Below are 20796 nucleotides of genomic sequence, written 5' to 3' on the forward strand. Positions count from 1 at the left end.
TAAAAATATAACGTGTTATATTTTGTGAAAACATAATGCGTTATATTTTTTGAGCAGGAATAAAGTGATTGATTTCTGTTTATGGAGTTTACCAAAGCTGACAAGGAGAAGAATATGGAAAGAAAAAAGAATAAGGCAGTCTCGTTTTTTGCTGTCTGTATGGCGATTCTGGTTGTATGCTCGGTCTTGATCTGGGGATTTCAGAGCGGTTGGGGGAATGTGAGGATTAAACGGTTGAATCTCACAAGTCAGGATGGAACTACAGTGAGTTCTCTTATCTACATACCGAAAAACGCAACCAATGACACACCGGCTCCATTGGCTGTCATTTACCATGGACGTTCCAATCACGCGCATTCCAATGATACCTGGAGTATGGAATTGGCGCGTCGTGGTTATGTTGTTTTATCACCGGATCTGCAGGGCGGTGGTGAGTCAGACCCGCCTGTGGATCGCAGTATTCAGGCAATTAGTGTTGCAGAATATGCCAACAGTCTTCCTTATGTAGAGAAGAATGCCATTAACCTGATCGGTTATTCGGCAGGAACCCATACCGTGCTTCAGACCTATCATGCAATGCCTGAGCGGGTCAAGAGTATCTGTGAAGTGTTTGGACCGTTTATGATGCAGATGGCGGGCGGTATTGATGATGTTGACACCAATTTCTGTCTGATTAAATCCGATGCAGACCAGTACGATTATTTCTTCGTTGGTGATCCGCAGGCCTGTACAGAGTATGTGACAAAAGCGGCTGGTCTTCCAGAGGTTGTTTCTGGAGAAGATTATGACCGGAATGGAAAACTGTTTCGCTATTCTGAGATTAGTGGAACGTTACATCAGACAGGAAATATCAGTGGTGAGACGATTGAGGCAATCCTGTCCTTTGAGTCGGCAGTCAATGAAGAGCCGATCAGCCGTCCTTCAACTGATACAGCGTGGTTTCCACAGCAGATCTTTTCTGGAATTGCCTGTGTAACTATGATGTTTTTACTTGCGGCGCTGGTAAATCTGCTGATGCAGAATCCATTTTTTGCGTCTGCAGCAAACCCGGTACCGGTAAAAGCACCGAGAAGCGGAGCCAAAGCCTGGATTTTAGATATTTTGTTTGCAGTAATTATCCCAATGATCATCTTTGTGCCGGTATCTGCGTATGTCATGGTTTGGACCGGAGCCGGAACGGTCTGGTCTAAGTTCCTGACATCCGCAAACTTAAATGGTATCATGGGATGGCTTCTGGTACTGGCAGCAATCGGCATTGTGAGAATGCTTTTGACTGCTTCCAAACGGAAAAAAGAGGGAAAGCCGATGCACCTGTCTGAGTTTGCTCTGGGCGGTGCAGACGAAAGCAAGATTGACTGGACCAAACCGGCAAAAGGTTTTCTTATGGGACTGATCTGCGTAACCTTTGTGTTTGTATGGTTGGGACTGTTGGAGGGATTTCTCGGCATTAACTATCAGGTATGGAAGCTTTCTACCTATTTAAAAATCTGTCCGATGAGAATTCTTCGTGCAATTCCATATGTGCTGATTATTTTCTTTGTTATGTTTACCGGAAATATGAGTCATCGGGTGCTGCCGTCTACCGGAAATGCAAAAAAAGATATGTGGATTGCGGTTGCCGTGAATACGGTGCTGACTGCACTGGCATTGTTCCTGCTTCTTCTGATCCAGTACGGTGGAAGCATGCTCCTTGGAACCGGACAGACTCTGATTCCGCAGATTGATGTATACGGAACTGGAAGAAATACCAGCTGCGGAGCGCTCGATTTTGCATTTGGCTACTGCTATATGATGGGAGGAACCACTGGTGTTGTAACTTATCTGTATCGTAAATTTGGCAATATCTGGGTCGGTGTGATCCCGGCTGCCATGTTTGCTGGCATGGTAACTTTATCCGGCTTTACGCTGATTGGCTGATTTTTCTGTATTTCTTTCCTTTTCAAATCTAGGAAAATGGACTATAATGATCTGGTTACGATCTTATTTCGTTTTCATCAGGAGATATGTAAATGAGCAGGGACAGGCAGCAGGAAAAAGCCAGACGATCCAGGGAAAGACTTTTAGAAGCAGCAGGAAAATTATTGTCTGAAAAAAATATAGCCGATGTCGGCGTTCGGGAAATCGCATCGGAAGCTGGCTGTACAACCGGAACGTTTTATCATTATTTTACGGGAAAAGATGATATCATACACCATTTGTATGAGGGACATGATGCAGAAATGGGAGATATTCTGCGTCAGATGGTACAGACTCCCGGGATGTACTGTAGGAAAATCCAGACATTTTTTGCGCAGAATCTGTCTGGTGCAGTCTTAATGGATGGATGGGAATTTACCTGTCACCGGGTTTTCCAGGTGCGAAGACACAGCGGGGATGAAAATCAGCCCTATGTGGGCATGCAGGAACTGATCCAGAAGGCAATCGAGGCTGGAGAACTGCAAAACAAAGTTCCGGCAAAAGAAATCAATGAATATCTGTTTGTGGTGTTCCGCGGAATCCTGTATGAATGGTGTATTTGTTCTCCGGAAGATTTGTTTCCGCTTTCCGAGCGCCTGGAGAAGATGATCGGATATGCGTTGCGGTCCTTTCAAAATGAATAAGAACAGGAATAAGAAGGAAGTCTCGAAAGGGACTTCCTTTTTCGCTGCATGTTATCTTCGCCTGCATAGAGCACATGCAGATTGTCCAAAGCTGCATTGCCTGCATAAAATACAGTAAGAAGCAGGGACAGGCGGGATTCTATGTGGTATCTGATCAGTGGAAAAGAACTGGATGAATATCTGGATCAGGGAATGGAATTGTTTCTGGTAGATATGCGGAAACCGGATGCGTATCACAGAGGACATATCCGGGGAGCGGTAAATATTCCGGCAGAAGAATTGAAACAGCGTGTCGGTGAGCTGCCGGTGAACTGCCTGATCGTTTTGTACTGTTATCATGGACCAAACAGCATGCGGGCGGCAAGGTGGCTGGCTTCGCTGGGATACGAGGCAGCCGATGTGTATGGTGGAATCCAGGCTTACCGCGGGAAATACCTGGAGTAGGCATAGTAAGATTTTGCGTTGCCGGGCAAACCTGCGTAACACAGGAATAAGAAACGTTGGGTAATTCGTTGACAACTTTATAGGTGGGTAATAAAATAACAGTATTAATGCTGTAACTGCGAAGCAGCGCAGCTGCTTTATATTTATTAAGGAAAGATGAGGGAAAACCAATGAAATACATGTTTGCATCCGATATTCATGGCTCTGCACATTACTGCAGAAAACTTCTGGAGGTTTACCGCGAGTCTGGTGCCGAGCGCCTGATCCTGCTTGGTGACCTTTTATATCACGGACCGCGTAATGACCTCCCGCAGGAGTATGCGCCAAAGCAGGTGATCACTATGTTAAATGAGTACAAAAACGAGATCATTGCCGTGCGCGGAAACTGCGAGGCTGAGGTAGACCAGATGGTTTTAGAGTTCCCGGTTATGGCGGATTATGCGATTCTGGTGCTGAATGGTCTGACTTTCTTTGCGACCCATGGACATCTGTTCAACCAGGATCAGATGCCTCCGTTAAAGGCTGGCGATATTCTGGTACATGGACATACCCATTTGCTGAAAGCAGAAAAGGTGAATGGACATTATATTTTAAATCCGGGTTCCACTTCGATTCCAAAGGGCGGAAATCCGGCAACTTATGCAATTCTGGAAGATCAGAACTTTCAGATCTTTGACTTTGATGGAAATGTAGTCAAAGAGGCAAAACTGGGTTAATTAGGAAAGGAACGGTATGGCGACAAAAGTATACGAACTGATTGCACCTTGCCATTTTGGGCTGGAAGCAGTATTGAAAAAAGAAATCCTGGATCTCGGTTACGAGATTTCCCAGGTGGAGGATGGAAAAGTAACCTTTTTGGGCGATGCAGAGGCCATCTGCCGTGCGAATATTTTTCTGCGCACGACAGAGCGCATCCTTATGAAAGTGGGAAGCTTCAAGGCGACAACCTTTGAGGAACTGTTCCAGGGAACGAAAGCGCTGCCGTGGGAGGAGTACATCCCGCAGGACGGTCGTTTCTGGGTCAAGAAAGCCAATTCCATCAAGAGTAAGCTCTTTAGCCCGTCGGATATCCAGTCTATCATGAAAAAAGCGATGGTAGACCGCATGAAGCAGGCCTATGAGGTTTCCGTGATCTCGGAAACCGGGGCAGATTATCCGGTCCGGGTGTCTTTGTATAAAGATATCGTGACGGTTGCACTGGACACCACCGGGGAGTCCCTGCACAAGCGCGGCTACCGCAAGATGACCAGTAAGGCCCCGATCGAGGAGACGCTGGCAGCAGCCCTTATTATGCTGACTCCGTGGAACAAAGACCGCATTCTGGTCGACCCGTTCTGCGGAAGCGGAACTTTCCCAATCGAGGCAGCTATGATGGCAGCCAATATGGCGCCTGGTATGAACCGTTCTTTCCTGTCGGAAAACTGGAAGCAGATTATTCCGCGCAAGTGCTGGTATGAAGCTATGGACGAGGCGCATGAGATGGTGGACGATACTGTGACTGTGGATATCCAGGGATATGACCTGGATCCAGAGGTCATCAAGGCAGCCAGAGCCAATGCGGAGCTTGCCGGTGTGGCACACATGATCCACTTCCAGCAGCGCCCGGTGGCTGAACTGAGCCACCCGAAAAAATATGGTTTCCTGATCACCAATCCGCCGTACGGCGAGCGAATTGAAGATAAGAAAAATCTTCCGGCGCTGTATACCCAGATCGGTGACCGCTTCAAGGCATTGGACAGCTGGTCTGCGTTCATCATCACTTCCTATGAAGATGTGGAAAAATATATGGGTCGCAAGGCAGATAAAAACCGCAAGATCTACAATGGTATGATGAAGACCTATTTTTACCAGTTTCTGGGACCGAAGCCGCCGAGAAGAAAGCCGGATGGCGAATTTCACAAGTAGTGTGGAGAAATATCAAGTTGAAACGATGTTTTAGAAAAACCTGCGTGATGCTCGCCGCATTCTTATTCATTGCTTCCATAAGCGGATGCCAGGCATTGCCAAAGCCTGAACCGGGAAGTGTTTTTGAGTCGAGGCAGGCGCAGTGGAAAAATCGGGGAAAGCCTGATAAGCAGGAAGGCGGATCAAAGACAAGTAAACAGGAAAGCGAATCAAAGGCAGGCAAACAGGGAATCGAACCAAAGGCAGAGAAAAAAGCGGAAGATAAAACGGAGAAAGAATTATCGGATCAGAGTGCATTGGAAAACGGGCATAAGGTGGAAAAAGGCGATCTCCTTTCCCGTTACGATGCGCGTACTGACGGCCGCACGGCCCCGGTAAAAAATCAGGGTGACCTGGGCACCTGCTGGGCATTTGCATCGCTTTTGGCACTTGAAAGCAGCCTGTTGCCGGGCGAATCATACGATTTTTCTGAGGACCATATGTCCCACGATCCGTATTTCCTTCTGGATCAGAAGAGCGGCGGAGATTACATTATGTCTATGGCTTATCTGCTTTCCTGGCGTGGACCGGTCCTGGAGGAGGAGGATCCTTACGGGGACGGTAGTTCACCGGAAGGCTTAAAGGCGGCCTTGCATGTGCAGGAAATCCGGATTCTGCCGGAATACGACCGGGAGGTCATCAAAGCCGCGGTATACCGGATCGGAGGCGTGCAGAGTGTCCTTTACACAACGCTGCAGGGGCAGACGCAGGACAGCCGTTATTATAATAAGGAAACAGGGGCTTACTATTATTCCGGGACGCAGCAGCCGAATCATGACGTCGTGATCGTTGGCTGGGACGATGATTATCCGGCTGAAAATTTCACGACCCCGCCGCCGGAAAATGGCGCATTTCTCTGTGAAAACAGCTGGGGAACCGGATTCGGAAAAGACGGATTTTTCTATGTCTCCTATTATGATGCCAATCTGGGAGCAACCAGTCTGGTATATTCCGGTGTAGAATCCGCAGATAATTATGATGCGATTTATCAGAGCGATCTCTGCGGCTGGCTGGGGCAGATTGGCTATGGCAGCGAGAGAATCTGGGCGACGAATGTGTACCAGGCGACTGGAACAGCACAGAAGGTCCAGGCGGTCGGATTTTATGCCGTAGACCAGAATACAGAGTATGAAATCAGCATTCTAAAGAATGTGCCGGAGCATCCGTCTGATGCGGACTGGAAAAATCTGAAACGGCAAAAGCTTGGAACGACAAACGGAAGTGTTTCCTATGCGGGGTATTACACAATCCCGCTCGCAGAGCCGGTGGGGGTTGCGCCGGGAGAGCGTTTTGCGGTACGGATCGAAGTCAAAACACCGGGTGCAGTTCATCCTATGGCGATCGAGTACGATGCGCAGGATGGGCGATGCCAGGTCGATCTCACCGATGGGGAAGGCTATATCAGCGCAGATGGGGATCTGTGGGAATCTGCGGAGACACAGCAGGCCTGCAATCTTTGTCTGAAAGCATACACGGCATGGGAGTAATCGGAAAGCATGCGCAGTGTTGGAGAAATCCTGAAAGCATACATTGAGCTGGAACATTTCCCGACGCGTGAATGGGAATGACTGGAGAAATAAGGAGAATATCATGAAAAAACACAGAATCGTATTTGCGACCGGCAATGCCGGAAAGATGAAAGAAATCCGCCAGATCATGGCAGATCTTGGTTGTGAAGTGGTATCCATGAAGGAAGCCGGAGCAAATCCGGAAATTGTGGAAAATGGAACTTCCTTTGCGGAAAATGCCGAGATCAAAGCTCGTGCAGTCTGGAACTGTACCGGCGACATTGTGCTGGCCGATGACTCTGGACTTGTGGTAGATTACATTGGTGGTGAGCCGGGAATTTATTCCGCCCGCTATATGGGAGAAGATACTTCCTATGAGATCAAGAACCAGAATATCATTGACCGTCTTGCAGATGCGAAGGGAGACGAGCGCAGTGCCCGCTTTGTCTGCAACATTGCAGCGGTGCTTCCGGACGGACGTGTGCTTCATACTGAGGCGGCGATGGAAGGACAGATTGCTGAAAAGCCGGCCGGATGCGGCGGCTTTGGTTACGATCCGATCCTGTATCTGCCGGAATTTGGCATGACCTCTGCGGAGCTTACCATGGAGCAGAAAAATGCGATCAGCCACCGCGGGAAAGCGTTAGAGGCAATGAAACGGGAGTTAGCGCATTACTTTGAGGAGGAATCCTGATGAAGATACTGATCGTGAGTGATACTCACAGAAAAGACGGAAATTTGTACGATGTGATCGAGAAGGAGAAGCCGCTCGACATGCTCATTCATCTGGGTGATGCAGAGGGAAGCGAGTACGTGATTGCGGACTGGCTGAACGAGGGCTGTGAGCTTGTGATGGTTCAGGGCAACAATGACTTCTTTTCCAAGCTGGACCGCGAGATTGAGCTGGATCTGGGACCACACCGCGCTTTTCTGACCCACGGTCATTACTATAACGTATCGCTGGATGTGGACCGGCTGTGGGAGGAAGCATCCGACCGGGGCTGCGACATCGCCATGTTCGGCCACACGCACCGTCCGTATCTGGAAGAGCGGGAAGGAATCACGCTCTTAAATCCTGGAAGCCTGTCTTATCCGCGCCAGGAGGGCAGAATGCCTTCTTATATTGTCATGGATCTGGAAGACGATGGAACCGCGAAATATCATTTGATGTTTCTTGGGGATTAGGAAATGAAAAAAATTATGAAAAAAATTGTAAAAAAAGTTTTCAAAAACTGTTGACAAAATAAGACCTGTATTATATAATTACTCTCGCGTTGTTCGATGGCACTCGGTTGAGCGCGAGAGAACATACGGGTTTTCAGTAATCCGGGGTGTGGCTCAGCTTGGCTAGAGCACCTGGTTTGGGACCAGGGGGTCGCAGGTTCGAATCCTGTCACCCCGATTGCAATTGAATATGCGGGTGTAGTTCAATGGTAGAACACCAGCCTTCCAAGCTGGATACGTGGGTTCGATTCCCATCACCCGCTTTTGAAAAGCAAGTCTTTTCAAAAGTGAGTCTGTAGCTCAGCTGGATAGAGCAACGGCCTTCTAAGCCGTGGGTCGGGGGTTCGAATCCCTTCAGGCTCGTTTCTTTCACGAAAGTGGAAGATGAATTTCATAATGGTGGGTATAGCGCAGCTGGTTAGCGCGCCAGATTGTGGCTCTGGAGGCCGAGGGTTCGAATCCCTCTATCCACCCTGATTGTTAAGTCCTTATGCAGAGATTGTGCGTAAGGATTTTTTACAATCTGATACTTGCTCAAAGTGCGGTGAAGAAGTCCTGAAAGAGTGGGTTATATCAGGAAGACTGCAGCGGTTTGAAGCAGATAATTTCATATGCGCGGGCATGGCGGAATTGGCAGACGCGCCAGATTTAGGTTCTGGTGTCACCGACGTGCAGGTTCAAGTCCTGTTGCCCGCACTCGCATAAGCTCTGGTTTTTCCAGGGCTTATATTTATACATCATGTATCGAACATTAACGATGTATTCACTGCTTTTCACCGGCAGCATGGCAAAGGTCAGGTTGACAGTGCCCCACTGAAAGAATTATAATAGAGAAATCAGCGGCAGATCCGCGCAAAACAAAGGAGTCCAAATATTTATGAAACAGATCATTTTAACGGGCGACCGCCCTACCGGTCGTCTTCATGTTGGCCACTATGTTGGCTCATTAAAAGAACGTGTCAGACTGCAGAATTCCGGCAAATTCGATGAAATCTATATCATGATCGCCGATGCACAGGCTTTGACAGACAACGCAGAGCATCCGGAAAAGGTTCGCGACAACATCATCCAGGTTGCACTCGATTATCTTGCCTGTGGTCTGGACCCGGAAAAGTCTACCATCTTTATTCAGTCCATGGTTCCGCAGCTTACCGAACTTAGCTTCTATTACATGAATCTGGTTACGGTCTCCCGTCTGCAGAGAAACCCAACGGTAAAATCCGAGATCAAGATGCGTAACTTTGAGGCAAGTATCCCGGTCGGCTTCTTTACCTACCCGATCAGCCAGGCAGCTGACATCACTGCGTTTAAGGCAACCTCCGTACCGGCTGGCGAAGATCAGATGCCGATGATCGAGCAGTGCCGCGAGATTGTGCACAAATTCAATTCGGTATACGGTGAGACCCTGGTTGAGCCGCAGATCATCCTTCCGCAGAATCAGGCATGCCTGCGTCTGCCTGGTATCGATGGCAAGGCAAAAATGAGTAAGTCTCTTGGAAACTGTATCTACTTATCCGATGAACCGGAAGATATCCGCAAGAAGATCATGTCCATGTTCACCGACCCGAACCACCTTCGCGTGGAGGATCCGGGACAGGTTGAGGGCAATCCGGTATTTATCTACCTCGATGCATTCTGCCGTCCGGAACATTTCGCAGAGTTCCTGCCGGATTACAACAATCTGGACGAGCTGAAAGACCATTACAGACGCGGAGGTCTTGGGGACGTTAAGGTCAAGAAGTTCTTAAACAATGTGATCCAGGCTGAGCTGGCTCCGATCCGTGAGCGCAGAAAAGACTGGGAGCAGCGTCTTCCGGATGTTTACGACATCCTTGCAGAGGGCAGCAAACGCGCGGAAGCTACCGCAGCAAAAACTCTGGCAGATGTACGCCATTCCATGAAAATTGATTACTTTGAGAATGGTACGTTAAGCAAATAAAAGATTTTTATACATGAAAAAAGCAGGTGCTTTCCAGATTGGAAAACATCTGCTTTTTTCGTGAATCTCAGAGAGCGTAAGCGGCACATTTATTGCTTACGTTTCCACGGAGTGGATCCATTTGCCGCTTAAAAGGCGGGAAACACACCAGAAGGATTTGATGATATAGTCGATGCGGAGACACAACAATGTGAGCCATGCAGGCCAGTGAAGCAGCAGACCGCCCACAGCTCCGAGCGGAATGGAGACCAGCCACATGAAAAGGATATCTGCTTTCAAAAGGAAACGTGTATCGCCGCCGCCGCGCAGCACCCCTTTGGTCATAACGCACTGGATTGCCTCGAAAAAGATAATGACAACGTAGGCATTCATGAGCTGTCTGGTCATGGTTACGGTTTCTGGAGCCAGGGAGTACATGGAAATGGTCATCGGGCCAAGGATAAATACCATGATGGAGGCAATGGCGCCGAAGATCATGCTGAGCAGGTAAAACGTTTCGCCCTGTTTCATGGCTAGGTCCCGGTTCCCGGAGCCGATGGTATTGCCGGTGATGATGCCGGAGGCATTGGAAACGCCCTGAATGACAACGGTACAAAGCCGGTCGATCACCTGACAGATGGAGTTTGCAGCTACCACGGCCGCACCCATATGGCCGAGAACCACGGAAAGCAGATTCAGTCCCAGACCTAACAGGGCATCACTCAAAAGCACTGGTGCGCCGAGCCGCAGATAGTTTTTGTAAAACTGGATGGAAGGTGCTTTTAAGAGGTGTTTCAGTCGGAATCCGAGTTTTTTATCCATGACAAGGATATAGATGAAGGTTGCCAGAAATTCGGTCAGGCGGGCAATCAGGGTGCCCAGGGCAGCACCGGCAATCTCCATGCGCGGCATACCGCATTTTCCGAAGATGAAAATGTAGTTGGCGGCCAGGTTTATGGCAAAGGACAAAATCGAGACGTAGAGCCCAAGTTTCGCCTGCCCAACGGTGCGCATCAGCTGTGCAGCTACCAGACCGGTTCCATGGATGGCAAAGATCAGTACCGTGATCTTTAAGTATTTTACGCCGTAATTGATCACATCTTCTTCGGAAGTATAGATTTTCATGATGGGACGTGTAAAGAACAATGTCAGGGCTGCAAATACCAGCGCCACCCCAAGTGCGATACGCAGTGCCATGCTGAACGTTTCCCGTACATGGTCTTTGTCACGGGCGCCCCAGTACTGGGAAGCCAGTACACTGGAACCACCGATGATCCCGTAGCAGAAGATCAGAAAAAAGCTGTAAAACTGATTGGCGAGGCTGGAAGCAGAAAGCTGTGCTTCGCCAAACGAACCAAGCATCATGGTGTCAAGCATATTGACGCCCATATTGATGGCTGCCTGCAGTGCAACCGGAAGCATAATGGACAGGACATTTCTGTAAAAGCTCCTGTCTTTGATTAAAGTAACCCGCATAATGCAACTCCCCCCCTTTGTATACTTGTTATTATATAGAACAAGTTGAGAAAGTGCAATTTGAATTTCCGCGCGGAATTCAGATTTGAAATTCAGCCGGAGTTCGGATTGAAATTCGATTTGAAATTCTGCTCTCTGTCTTGCTTTTTTGCTGAAAATCAGATATAATAGACAGGCATTTATCTTTTGAGGTAATGATGGGCCATCGCCAAGCGGTAAGGCACAGGACTTTGACTCCTGCACTCGAGGGTTCGAATCCCGCTGGCCCAGCTGAAAAAGACGAGAAAACCTTTTTCTATACATGGAAGGTTTTCTCGTCTTTTTGTTTATTTTTTGGAGAAAGGGATTTGGATTTCCTGAAAATTTACAACAAAAAACACCAGAGCAAATGCTCTGGTGTTTTTTCGCTTTGATTCTTGATTCTATGACCTCATCGGGAATCGAACCCGAGTTTACGCCGTGAGAGGGCGTCGTCTTAACCGCTTGACCATGAGGCCAGAATCGAGGCGACAAGATTCGAACTTGCGACCTCTGCGTCCCGAACGCAGCGCTCTACCAAACTGAGCCACGCCTCGAAGCGACTCCAATAATATAGCACCTTTTGGAAAAGAATGCAAGCACTTTTTGAAAAAAGTTTAAAAAAGTTTTTTGCTACTTTTTTGCCTTTTTTTGGAAGCAGATTTTGCCGTCGAAAACCGTAAAACAGGCAGGGGAAAAGAGGAAAAGGGGAATCCAGGTTATGTATGGAAGAAAAAACACGGTTTTCCCCATTTTATGCAATTTGCTAATTGATAAAAATGTATCAATATGAGAAAATGAACCTATAGTATGCGCAGAAAACAGGAATGTGATGCGTATTTGTGTCAGCTATAGGTTTCAACGGGTTTGCGGACCAGAACCAGTGGGTCATATGAACAAAATTTGGAGGATTGAGTTATGAGAGTTACGATCTGTATTGGAAGTGCATGTCACTTAAAGGGATCCAGAGAGATCATCCAGCGTCTTCAGGAGCTGGTAAAAGAGCACGGAGTTTCCGATAAGGTAGATTTAAACGGAGCATTCTGCAGCGGAAACTGTGTAAATGGTGTCTGTGTAACGGTAGACGGAGAATTGTTCTCCTTAAAACCGGAAACAACCGATGACTTCTTTGCAAAGGAAATTTTAGGGAGGCTGTAAGCATGGCGATCATTGACTTTAAAGCTACAAAGTGCCGTCACTGTTACAAGTGTGTGCGAAACTGCGAAGTCAAAGCCATCATGGTAAAGGACGGTCGTGCGGAGATCATGCCGGACAACTGTATCTTATGTGGGCGCTGCCTGCAGATCTGCCCCCAGTCGGCCAAGACACTGGTGAGTGATCTTGGTATGGTAAAGGCTATGATCGAGGCGGGGGAGAAGGTCGTTGTTTCCATCGCGCCATCTTATATGGGCCTTTTAAAATATCACACCATTGGGCAGGTGCGCTGCGCACTCATGCGTCTGGGTTTTAACGATGTGCGTGAGACAGCGGAAGGCGCTGCGCTGGTAACAGCGGAGTATACAAGGCTGCTTGTGGAAGGTACCATGGAAAATATTATCAGTACCTGCTGTCCAAGTGTGAATGCGCTGATCGAGAAATATTACCCGCAGCTGATTCCGTATCTGGCCCCGGTGGTTTCTCCCATGATCGCGCATGGACGCATGATCAAGCAGGAGATGGGAGCGGATACCAAAGTGGTATTTTTAGGCCCCTGCATTGCGAAAAAGCAGGAAGCCCTGGATCCGCGCCATGCAGACTGCATTGATGCCGTCTTAAATTTCAACGATATCAACCGCTGGCTGAATGAGGAAGATATTGTCATTGAAGACTGTGAGGATATGCCGTTTGAGCAGCTGGATCCGCGGGTGAACCGTCTCTATCCGGTTACTAACGGGGTGATCAGTTCTGTTATGGTCACAGAGGCGAAGCAGGACAGATACCGGAAGTTCTATGTGCATGGAGAGAGCAACTGCATCGATCTGTGTCAGAGCATGATGCGGGGCGAGATCACAGGCTGCTTTATCGAGATGAATATGTGTTCCGGCGGCTGTATCAAGGGACCGACGGTAAACGATAAGTCCATTTCCCGGTTCAAAGTGAAGCTGGATATGGAAGAGCGGATTTCCCGGGATCCGGTACCAGAAGAGGAAACAAAGCCGCTGCTTAAAGAGGCAGCGTTGCATAAGGTATTTTTGGACCGCACACCGAAAGATCCGGTTCCTTCCGAGGAAGAAATCCGTAAAATTCTTGCAAAGACCGGAAAAATCCGCCCGGATGATGAATTAAACTGTGGTGCCTGCGGGTATCCGACCTGCCGTGAAAAGGCGATTGCCGTGTATCAGAAGAAGGCAGAGCTCGACATGTGCATTCCGTTCATGTATGAGAAGTCCAAGTCTTTTGCGAATCTGGTTATGGAGACATCACCGAACGTGGTCATAATCGTTGATGCGGACATGAAAATTATGGAATATTCTGCCGTGGGTGAAAAGTATTTTGGAAAGACCCGTGCAGAAGCGTTGCAGATGTATCTTTATGAGTTCATCGACCCGTCGGATTTCCAGTGGGTGTTCGATACCCACCAGAATATCCATGGCAAAAAGGTGCATTATCCGGAATTTAAACTGGATACACTTCAGAATATTGTATACATACCGGAACAGAATGTGGTACTTGCCACCTTCATCGACATTACGAAAGAGGAAGAACAGGCCAGACTGGAGTATGAGCGCAAGTTAGACACCATCGACTTAGCTCAGAAAGTCATCCACAAGCAGATGATGGTAGCCCAGGAGATTGCAGGACTTCTTGGCGAGACAACAGCAGAGACCAAGACGACGCTGACAAAGCTTTGCAAATCCCTTCTGGAGGACGGAAGCGACAACGGAGGTAAGTAGAATGGCAATTACCGTAGATGTTGCTTATAAAAGCCTGAATAAATTTTCAGAGGTTCTCTGCGGAGATAAGGTCGAGCTGTTAAAAACGGATGATTCCAATATTATGATCCTGGCAGATGGCATGGGAAGCGGTGTAAAGGCGAATATCCTTGCCACGCTGACCTCCAAGATCCTGGGAACGATGTTTTTAAACGGAGCAACCCTGGAAGAGTGTGTGGAGACGATCGTGGAGACGCTTCCCATCTGCAAGGTGCGGCAGGTTGCATATTCCACGTTCAGCATTTTGCAGGTCTTTCACAGCGGAGACGCGTATTTGGTCGAATTTGATAATCCAAGCTGTATTTTTATCCGGAATGGTCAGTTGGTGCCGATTCCGCAGAACATCCGGGAAGTGCAGGGCAAAAAAATCAATGAATTCCGTTTTCGGGTCCAGCGCGGCGACGCACTGATCCTGATGAGCGATGGAACCGTTCATGCGGGTGTGGGGCAGCTCTTAAACTTTGGCTGGCTCTGGGAAGACATTGCCAAATATGCGCTGAAGCAGTATGCGCTGACCATATCAGCCATGCGACTGGCGTCATCCATCTGCCAGGCGTGCGACGAACTTTACCAGTACCGCCCGGGTGATGACACCACGGTGGCGTGCATGCGCATCATCAACGCGAAACCGGTGCATTTGATGACGGGTCCTGCAAAGGATCCTTCCATGGACGAAGAGATGGTGAAGAGCTTTATGTCCGGCGACGATTCCACCAAGCGGATCGTCTGCGGCGGAACCAGTGCCACCATTGTGTCCAGAGTGTTAAAGAAACGTCTGGACGTATCGATGCAATATGCCGATCCGGATATTCCGCCCATTGCCTATATGGACGGGATTGAACTGGTAACGGAAGGCGTTCTGACGCTGAACCGTGTGGTGCAGCTGTTAAGACGATATGTCAAGAATGAAACCGTATCCGAGCAGTTTTTCCTGGAACTGGATAAGCCAAATGGTGCGTCCATGGTAGCCAAGATGCTGATTGAAGACTGCACAGAACTGCATTTATATGTCGGAAAAGCCATCAACAGCGCTTATCAGAATCCGGGCCTACCGTTTGACTTAGGCATCCGCCAGAACCTGGTAGAGCAGCTGAAGACGGTTGTGGAAGATATGGGAAAACAGGTAACCGTAACCTACTATTAAATGATACCAGGGTACAAAAAGCTTTTACCCCTAACATCATGAAGCAGGTTTATAAATAAATGAATGGTAGCGGCCGGAAATTCTGGCAGTTACAAGATGAAAGAAAACAGAGAGTTGAGCAGGATGTCACATGGCTGTGAGCAGACTTGGCTGTTGCCAGGTATGCGAAAGAAGCTGCAGTCCGCAGGTTTGCGGCTGCGGTGAACAGCCAAATTTTGCGGAGCGGACATCCGGAAATGAGGAGGAAAATTATGGTAACAAATGACGCAACAATCTTACGCATCAAACACGACGTACTGTACGAGGTAGCAAAGCTGGCATGGGCTGGTGAGCTGGATGAGGAACATAAGGAGCAGGTTCCGTACACCATCATCCCGGGACCGCAGGCACAGTTCCGCTGCTGTATCTACAAAGAGCGCGAGATCATTCGTCAGCGTGTCCGCCTGGCAGAGGGCAAGTGCCCGACCAGCGGCAAAGATACCAGAAACGTGGTTCAGGTCATCGGTGCAGCCTGCGAGGAGTGTCCGATCGCATCTTATACCGTAACCGATAACTGCCGGAAATGTATGGGAAAGGCATGCCAGAATTCCTGTAATTTTGGTGCGATCAGCATGGGAGATACCCGCGCACACATCGATCCAAACAAGTGTAAAGAGTGCGGAAAGTGCGCAAATGCCTGCCCGTACAACGCAATCGCACATCTGGAGCGCCCGTGTAAGAAAGCCTGCCCAGTAGATGCCATCACCTACGACGAGTACGGCGTATGCGAGATCGATGAGAACAAGTGCATCCAGTGCGGCGCCTGCATCCACAGCTGTCCGTTCGGTGCGGTTGGTTCCAAGACTTTTATGGTTGATGTCATCAACATGATCAACGCAGGCAAGAAAGTAGTTGCCATGGTAGCACCGGCAACTGAGGGTCAGTTCGGACCGGAGATCACCATGGCCAGCTGGAAAACCGCATTAAAGAAAGTCGGCTTTGCAGATATGGTAGAGGTTGCCTTAGGCGGCGATATGACCGCTGCAGCAGAGGCTGCTGAGTGGGCAGAGGCTTACAAAGAAGGCAAGAAGATGACCACCTCCTGCTGCCCGGCATTCGTAAACATGATCAAGCAGCATTTCCCGCAGCTGTTAGACAATATGTCCACCACCGTGTCCCCGATGTGCGCCGTTTCCAGAATGCTGAAAGAGAAAGATCCGGAGATCATCACCGTATTCATCGGACCGTGCATCGCGAAGAAGAGCGAGACCCTGGACTTAAATATCAAAGACAATGCCGACTACGCTATGACTTTCGGTGAGATCCGTGCCATGATGCGTGCGAAGGGCGTAGAGCTTGAGCCGGAAGAGAACACCTATCAGGAAGGTTCCGTATTCGGTAAACGCTTCGGTAACGCAGGCGGCGTAACTGCAGCAGTGGTAGAGTGCTTCAAGGAGATGAACGAGGATATCGCTCCGAACGTCATGAAGTGCAACGGCGCTGCAGAGTGTAAGAAAGCTCTGCTTCTCATGAAGGTCGGCAAGCTTCCGGCAGACTTCGTAGAGGGTATGGTCTGCGTGGGCGGCTGTGTCGGCGGTCCGAGCAAGCACAAGACCGAGCTTGAGGCAAAGAAGGCAAGAGATCTTCTCATTGGTCAGGCAGACGACCGCGAAGTGCATGCAAACTTAAAGAATCTGGGTGTAGACCAGGTGGCAATGCATAGACACTAAATAACAATATTAACATATAACAAGGGCCGTGTGAGTTGCCGAAAGGCAACTCACACGGCCCTATTAAAGTGAATCAAATTGTTACTGTGCATCCGGCACATCTTCCGGCATGCCCCGGAAGAACCGCACAACCATAGGAATGGTGATGGCGGCTGCGATGAAATCCGCGATCGTCTGTGCCATCTGGATGCCGAGGAGTCCCAGGGTGTGGCTTAGGATCCACAAAACCGGGATAAAGACCAGACCGCTTCGGATCATGGAAAGGAAGGTTGCTTTTCCGCTGAATCCGATACTCTGGAACATCATGTTTCCGCACAGGGAAAATGGCATGCAGAAGAGGGCGAGGCACTGGATGCGCAGTGCCGTGGTACCGATCGAGATAACGGACGGGTCGTCACGGAACAATTTGACAATAAAGCTGGAAAAGCCGATCCCGATCAGGGCAGAAATGCTCATGACGATCAGGCTGCTTCGGATGCTGAACCAGAATGCCTCCCGTACGCGGCTGTATTTTTTTGCCCCGTAGTTGAATGCGCTGACCGGCTGGAAGCCCTGGCCAATACCGAGTGCGATGCAGAACAGGAACATGATGATTCTTGTCACGATACTCATCGCGGCAATCGCGGCATCGCCGTATGGTGCGGAGCATAAGTTTAAGATCATCACGGAAATGCTGTTGAGTCCCTGGCGCATCAGGCTCGGAAAACCGGTCGTAAGGATATTGGTCACATCCGCGAATCTGTGTGTGATATACCGGATATGAATGCGGCTCTGGACTTTTCTGCGTAAGAATGGAGTGATCAGGATCATCATGCTGATGTACTGGGAGACTGCGGTGGAAATACCGGCTCCGCGCACACCCAGATTCAGTCCGAAGATCAGAAACATGTCTCCGAAAATGTTGAGAATGCCGCCGGAAGCCAGACCGAGCATGGCGAAAAATGCTTTTCCTTCATAACGGAGAATGTTGTTCATGACACAGCTGGAAGCCATGGCCGGGGCGGCGATGAGAATCCAGGTGCTGTACTCGATGGCGTGGGGAAGAATGGAATCGGTGCTTCCTAAAAGCCGCATAAACGGTGCATGGAACAGAAAGCCGAATACACAGATGCAGCCTCCGGCAAGCAGCGACAAAAAGAAGCTGGTGGAGGCAAATATGCGTGCGCTCTCTACGTCGTGTCCGCCCAGCTTCCGGCTGATGTTGCTTCCGGCACCATGTCCGAACATAAATCCAAACGCGTTGATGATGGCCATCAGCGCGAATACCACGCCGGTGGCACCGCTGACGCTGGTTCCGAGCTGGCTGACAAAGAAGGTGTCTGCCATGTTGTAGATGCTGGTCACCAGCATGCTGACGGTGGTGGGAAGTCCTAACCGCAGTACCAGCTGGTGAACCGGCGTTTTTGTCATTTTGTCATATTGTTCCTGTGCACTGTCTCGTTCCATATGTCTTTTACTCCTGTCTTTTTATATTGCAGCGTTTCGTTTGTGCTGCGGTGAATGCCTGGTGGATATCGTGAAGGTGGAAATGGGGGGGCCGTATTTTTGTCGTATCGTTCTCAGCGGAATTTGAAGTTTTTTAGAATATTATCCATGCTCCGCTCGATGTGATGTTCCATTTCCTTTCTGGCATGTTTGGCATCGTTCTCTTTGATATAGGTCAGAATATCGATGTGTTCCTGTGTGGATTTGATGTAATGATCCAGTTTGGGAGAAGTAAAGCCGATACTGGGACCGTTCCACAAACTGGAAAGAATTTTGTAAAGCCGCCGGTTATCTGCAGCTGTCCAGATTGCGGTGTGTACCTCAAAGTTCAGATCTTCATATTCGCTGCCGGATAAGGATTCCATGCGTTTCTGGGCATCCACAAGCTTTTCAATCAGCTTGTCAGCGTCTGGCATGCCGTTTTTTGCAGCACGTCCTGCGGCTTCTGATTCCAGAAGCATGCGCATCTCGTAGTGATCGGTGATGTATTTTTCATCGATCGGTTTTACGATCGCACCCTTGTTCATGCGCAGTTCGATCAGTCCTTCTGCTTCCAGAGCCTGAAATGCTTCCCGGACCGGAGTGCGGCTGACACCGAGTTTTCCTGCGATATCGGTGAGACTCAGTTCATCACCGCTTTTATATTCCCCTGAAAAGAGTGCTTTTTTTAAGATTGCCGTGATCCGGACACGTGCCGGTAACAGTTCCATACTTTCCATAATTCTGATGATCCTTTCTATTTTATATGAAATCTGTTTTTCTGCCCCTTTTTGGGGTCCCCATAACAGTTTTCTGCCTTGCGGTTGCAGAAATGAATTCGTTACTTTGATGATATCATTTTGAAAAATCGGTGTCAACAAATCGTATACGATATTCAGTTGCTTTCCATAAAAAAGGTATTTGAAAAATGTGAATAAGTGCCAAAGATTTGAAAAATGAGGAAAAAGGCTTGAAAAGCTATTTGGAAGGTGATAATCTTTGAATTACAAATCGTATATCGTATACGATATTCAAAATATGAAATGCGAAATACGACATGCAAAATGAAAACAAGAGCCGTGATGATCAGGCAGATCTGTGAAGTTGCGGAAAATAAATCAATCCACAGGAGGAGTAAAGATGCACGCAATTGAAAAAATTCTTGCGAAAAACAGTGGGCGTGAACAGGTGAGCGCGGGGGAAATTGTAACAGCAAAGGTTGATTTTGCGGAGATCAATGATCTGTATCTGCAGACCGTGTATTCTTTTTATGAAATGGGTGGCGAGAAAGTCTGGGACAGCGAGCGCGCAGCGTTTGTGTTCGATCACTACGCACCGGCACCGGACATGAAGAGTGCTGCAAACCATGTTGAGATGAGAGAATTTGCAAAGAAGAACAACCTGAAATTCCATTTTGATACCAACTGTGGCGTGTGCCATCAGGTAATGCCGGAAGCCGGTGTCATTTATCCGGGCATGATCGTGGTAGCAACCGACAGCCACACCACGACACATGGAGCATTTGGTGCCATGGGAACTGGCTGCGGTGCAACGGACATGGCAACGATTCTGATGACAGGTGAGCTGTGGTTCCGTGTTCCGGAGATCATCGAAGTGCGTCTGGAAGGGGAGCCGAAAAAGGGCGTTTATCCGAAAGATGTCATTTTAAGCGTTCTTGGCAAGATCAAGGCAGACGGAGCTGTATACAAAGCAATTGATTTTACCGGCAGCTACGTAGAGAATCTTGGCGTTTCCGGCCGTATGGTCATCTGCAACATGGCAGTGGAGATGGGCGCAAAGACTGCCTACATGCAGCCGAACCAGGCAGTTCTGGACTATGTTTCCAAGCGTGAAGTCAGACCGTTTGAGGTACAGTATACAGATCCGGACTTCCAGTATGAAGAAAGCTATGTATTTGACGTGTCAGAGCTGGAGCCGCAGCTGGCATGTCCGCACAGCGTCGATAACGTTGCTCCGCTTACGGAAGTGATCAAAGATGAGACGATCACCTTAAATCAGGGCTATATCGGGAGCTGTACCGGCGGAAGAGAAGAAGACATTGCCGAAGCAGCGAAAATTCTGGCAGGAAAACACATTCCGCAGTACACAAGACTGGTGGTGGTTCCGGCTTCTGCGGAAGTCATGCAGACATGCATGCAAAAAGGCTATATCCAGAGTCTGATGGCAGCAGGTGCGACCATTACGACACCAGGCTGCGGCGCATGTCTGGGTGCGCATGAGGGAATTCTGGCAGCAGGCGAGACCTGCATTACGACGACTAACCGGAACTTCCCGGGACGTATGGGTTCCACGGAAGCAAAAATCTATCTGGCAAGCCCGGCAACGGTTGCGGCAAGCATTTTAAATGGCTGCATTACTGATCCGAGAAAGTATTTATAAGGGGGATATCCGTC

General features: G+C 48.8%; 17 protein-coding genes and 8 tRNA genes. 20 read left to right on the plus strand and 5 right to left on the minus strand.

What is annotated here, in order from left to right; genetic code table 11:
- Window positions 1–114: 114 nt before the first annotated feature.
- The 14 genes from DWZ40_RS05290 (at window position 115) to trpS (ending at window position 9659) form a co-directional block, all read left to right on the plus strand.
- On the plus strand, window positions 115–1917 hold the full coding sequence (locus DWZ40_RS05290) for an alpha/beta fold hydrolase (protein ID WP_147354137.1): 1803 nt from the start codon (window positions 115–117) through the stop codon (window positions 1915–1917).
- Window positions 1918–2009: 92 nt separating this feature from the next.
- Window positions 2010–2600 (plus strand): TetR/AcrR family transcriptional regulator, encoded by a 591-nt coding sequence (locus DWZ40_RS05295; protein ID WP_118541453.1) that lies wholly within the window; start codon window positions 2010–2012, stop codon window positions 2598–2600.
- 141 nt (window positions 2601–2741) lie between these two features.
- Window positions 2742–3044: a rhodanese-like domain-containing protein gene (locus tag DWZ40_RS05300; protein WP_118541455.1), complete on the plus strand. Its 303-nt coding sequence runs from the start codon at window positions 2742–2744 to the stop codon at window positions 3042–3044.
- Between the two features lie 170 nt (window positions 3045–3214).
- On the plus strand, window positions 3215–3760 hold the full coding sequence (yfcE, locus tag DWZ40_RS05305) for a phosphodiesterase (RefSeq protein ID WP_118541457.1): 546 nt from the start codon (window positions 3215–3217) through the stop codon (window positions 3758–3760).
- 16 nt (window positions 3761–3776) lie between these two features.
- Window positions 3777–4949 (plus strand): class I SAM-dependent RNA methyltransferase, encoded by a 1173-nt coding sequence (locus DWZ40_RS05310; protein WP_118541459.1) that lies wholly within the window; start codon window positions 3777–3779, stop codon window positions 4947–4949.
- 17 nt (window positions 4950–4966) lie between these two features.
- Complete coding sequence (locus DWZ40_RS05315) at window positions 4967–6475, plus strand: lectin like domain-containing protein (RefSeq protein WP_147354138.1); 1509 nt, start codon at window positions 4967–4969, stop codon at window positions 6473–6475.
- A 103-nt stretch (window positions 6476–6578) separates the two neighbouring features.
- Window positions 6579–7190, plus strand: coding sequence for an RdgB/HAM1 family non-canonical purine NTP pyrophosphatase (gene rdgB, locus DWZ40_RS05320; RefSeq protein WP_118541463.1), 612 nt, complete (start codon window positions 6579–6581; stop codon window positions 7188–7190).
- The gene (locus tag DWZ40_RS05325; RefSeq protein ID WP_118541465.1) at window positions 7190–7681 is read left to right on the plus strand and encodes a metallophosphoesterase; all 492 of its coding nucleotides are present in this window, start codon (window positions 7190–7192) and stop codon (window positions 7679–7681) included. The genes rdgB and DWZ40_RS05325 overlap by 1 nt, the downstream gene beginning before the upstream one ends.
- 142 nt (window positions 7682–7823) lie before the next feature.
- Window positions 7824–7898: transfer RNA gene (locus tag DWZ40_RS05330), tRNA-Pro, on the plus strand.
- A 14-nt stretch (window positions 7899–7912) separates the two neighbouring features.
- Window positions 7913–7983: transfer RNA gene (locus tag DWZ40_RS05335), tRNA-Gly, on the plus strand.
- A gap of 26 nt (window positions 7984–8009) precedes the next feature.
- Window positions 8010–8083, plus strand: a tRNA-Arg gene (locus tag DWZ40_RS05340).
- A 36-nt stretch (window positions 8084–8119) separates the two neighbouring features.
- Window positions 8120–8193 (plus strand) — tRNA-His (locus DWZ40_RS05345).
- 142 nt (window positions 8194–8335) lie between these two features.
- Window positions 8336–8416, plus strand: a tRNA-Leu gene (locus DWZ40_RS05350).
- Window positions 8417–8597: 181 nt separating this feature from the next.
- On the plus strand, window positions 8598–9659 hold the full coding sequence (gene trpS / locus DWZ40_RS05355) for a tryptophan--tRNA ligase (RefSeq protein ID WP_118541467.1): 1062 nt from the start codon (window positions 8598–8600) through the stop codon (window positions 9657–9659).
- Between the two features lie 96 nt (window positions 9660–9755).
- Here the strand turns inward: trpS and DWZ40_RS05360 are convergent, their stop codons facing one another.
- Window positions 9756–11114, minus strand: coding sequence for an MATE family efflux transporter (locus DWZ40_RS05360; RefSeq protein ID WP_118541469.1), 1359 nt, complete (start codon window positions 11112–11114; stop codon window positions 9756–9758).
- Window positions 11115–11312: 198 nt separating this feature from the next.
- Between DWZ40_RS05360 and DWZ40_RS05365 the strand changes: the two genes are divergently transcribed.
- Window positions 11313–11384: transfer RNA gene (locus tag DWZ40_RS05365), tRNA-Gln, on the plus strand.
- Between the two features lie 155 nt (window positions 11385–11539).
- On the opposite strand, the gene DWZ40_RS05370 is transcribed toward DWZ40_RS05365, so the two are convergent.
- A tRNA-Glu gene (locus DWZ40_RS05370) sits at window positions 11540–11611 on the minus strand.
- Between the two features lie 4 nt (window positions 11612–11615).
- A tRNA-Pro gene (locus DWZ40_RS05375) sits at window positions 11616–11689 on the minus strand.
- A 361-nt stretch (window positions 11690–12050) separates the two neighbouring features.
- On the opposite strand from DWZ40_RS05375, the gene DWZ40_RS05380 reads away from it, so the two are divergent.
- The 4 genes from DWZ40_RS05380 (at window position 12051) to DWZ40_RS05395 (ending at window position 16918) form a co-directional block, all read left to right on the plus strand.
- A complete protein-coding gene (locus DWZ40_RS05380) occupies window positions 12051–12290 on the plus strand; it encodes an NAD(P)H-dependent oxidoreductase subunit E (protein ID WP_118541471.1) in 240 nt (79 codons plus the stop codon).
- A gap of 2 nt (window positions 12291–12292) precedes the next feature.
- Window positions 12293–14026 (plus strand): [Fe-Fe] hydrogenase large subunit C-terminal domain-containing protein, encoded by a 1734-nt coding sequence (locus tag DWZ40_RS05385; RefSeq protein WP_118541473.1) that lies wholly within the window; start codon window positions 12293–12295, stop codon window positions 14024–14026.
- Between the two features lies 1 nt (window position 14027).
- Window positions 14028–15209 (plus strand): SpoIIE family protein phosphatase, encoded by a 1182-nt coding sequence (locus DWZ40_RS05390; RefSeq protein ID WP_118541475.1) that lies wholly within the window; start codon window positions 14028–14030, stop codon window positions 15207–15209.
- 251 nt (window positions 15210–15460) lie between these two features.
- Window positions 15461–16918: a 4Fe-4S dicluster domain-containing protein gene (locus DWZ40_RS05395; protein ID WP_118541477.1), complete on the plus strand. Its 1458-nt coding sequence runs from the start codon at window positions 15461–15463 to the stop codon at window positions 16916–16918.
- 81 nt (window positions 16919–16999) lie between these two features.
- Here the strand turns inward: DWZ40_RS05395 and DWZ40_RS05400 are convergent, their stop codons facing one another.
- On the minus strand, window positions 17000–18364 hold the full coding sequence (locus DWZ40_RS05400) for an MATE family efflux transporter (RefSeq protein WP_118541479.1): 1365 nt from the start codon (window positions 18362–18364) through the stop codon (window positions 17000–17002).
- Window positions 18365–18477: 113 nt separating this feature from the next.
- On the minus strand, window positions 18478–19122 hold the full coding sequence (locus DWZ40_RS05405) for a GntR family transcriptional regulator (protein ID WP_243035211.1): 645 nt from the start codon (window positions 19120–19122) through the stop codon (window positions 18478–18480).
- 400 nt (window positions 19123–19522) lie between these two features.
- On the opposite strand from DWZ40_RS05405, the gene DWZ40_RS05410 reads away from it, so the two are divergent.
- Entirely contained in the window at window positions 19523–20782 is a 1260-nt protein-coding gene (locus DWZ40_RS05410; protein ID WP_118541481.1) for a 3-isopropylmalate dehydratase large subunit, read from the plus strand.
- Window positions 20783–20796: the final 14 nt, after the last annotated feature.

The organism is Clostridium sp. AF32-12BH (assembly GCF_003477935.1).
Lineage (GTDB): Bacteria > Bacillota > Clostridia > Lachnospirales > Lachnospiraceae > Brotaphodocola.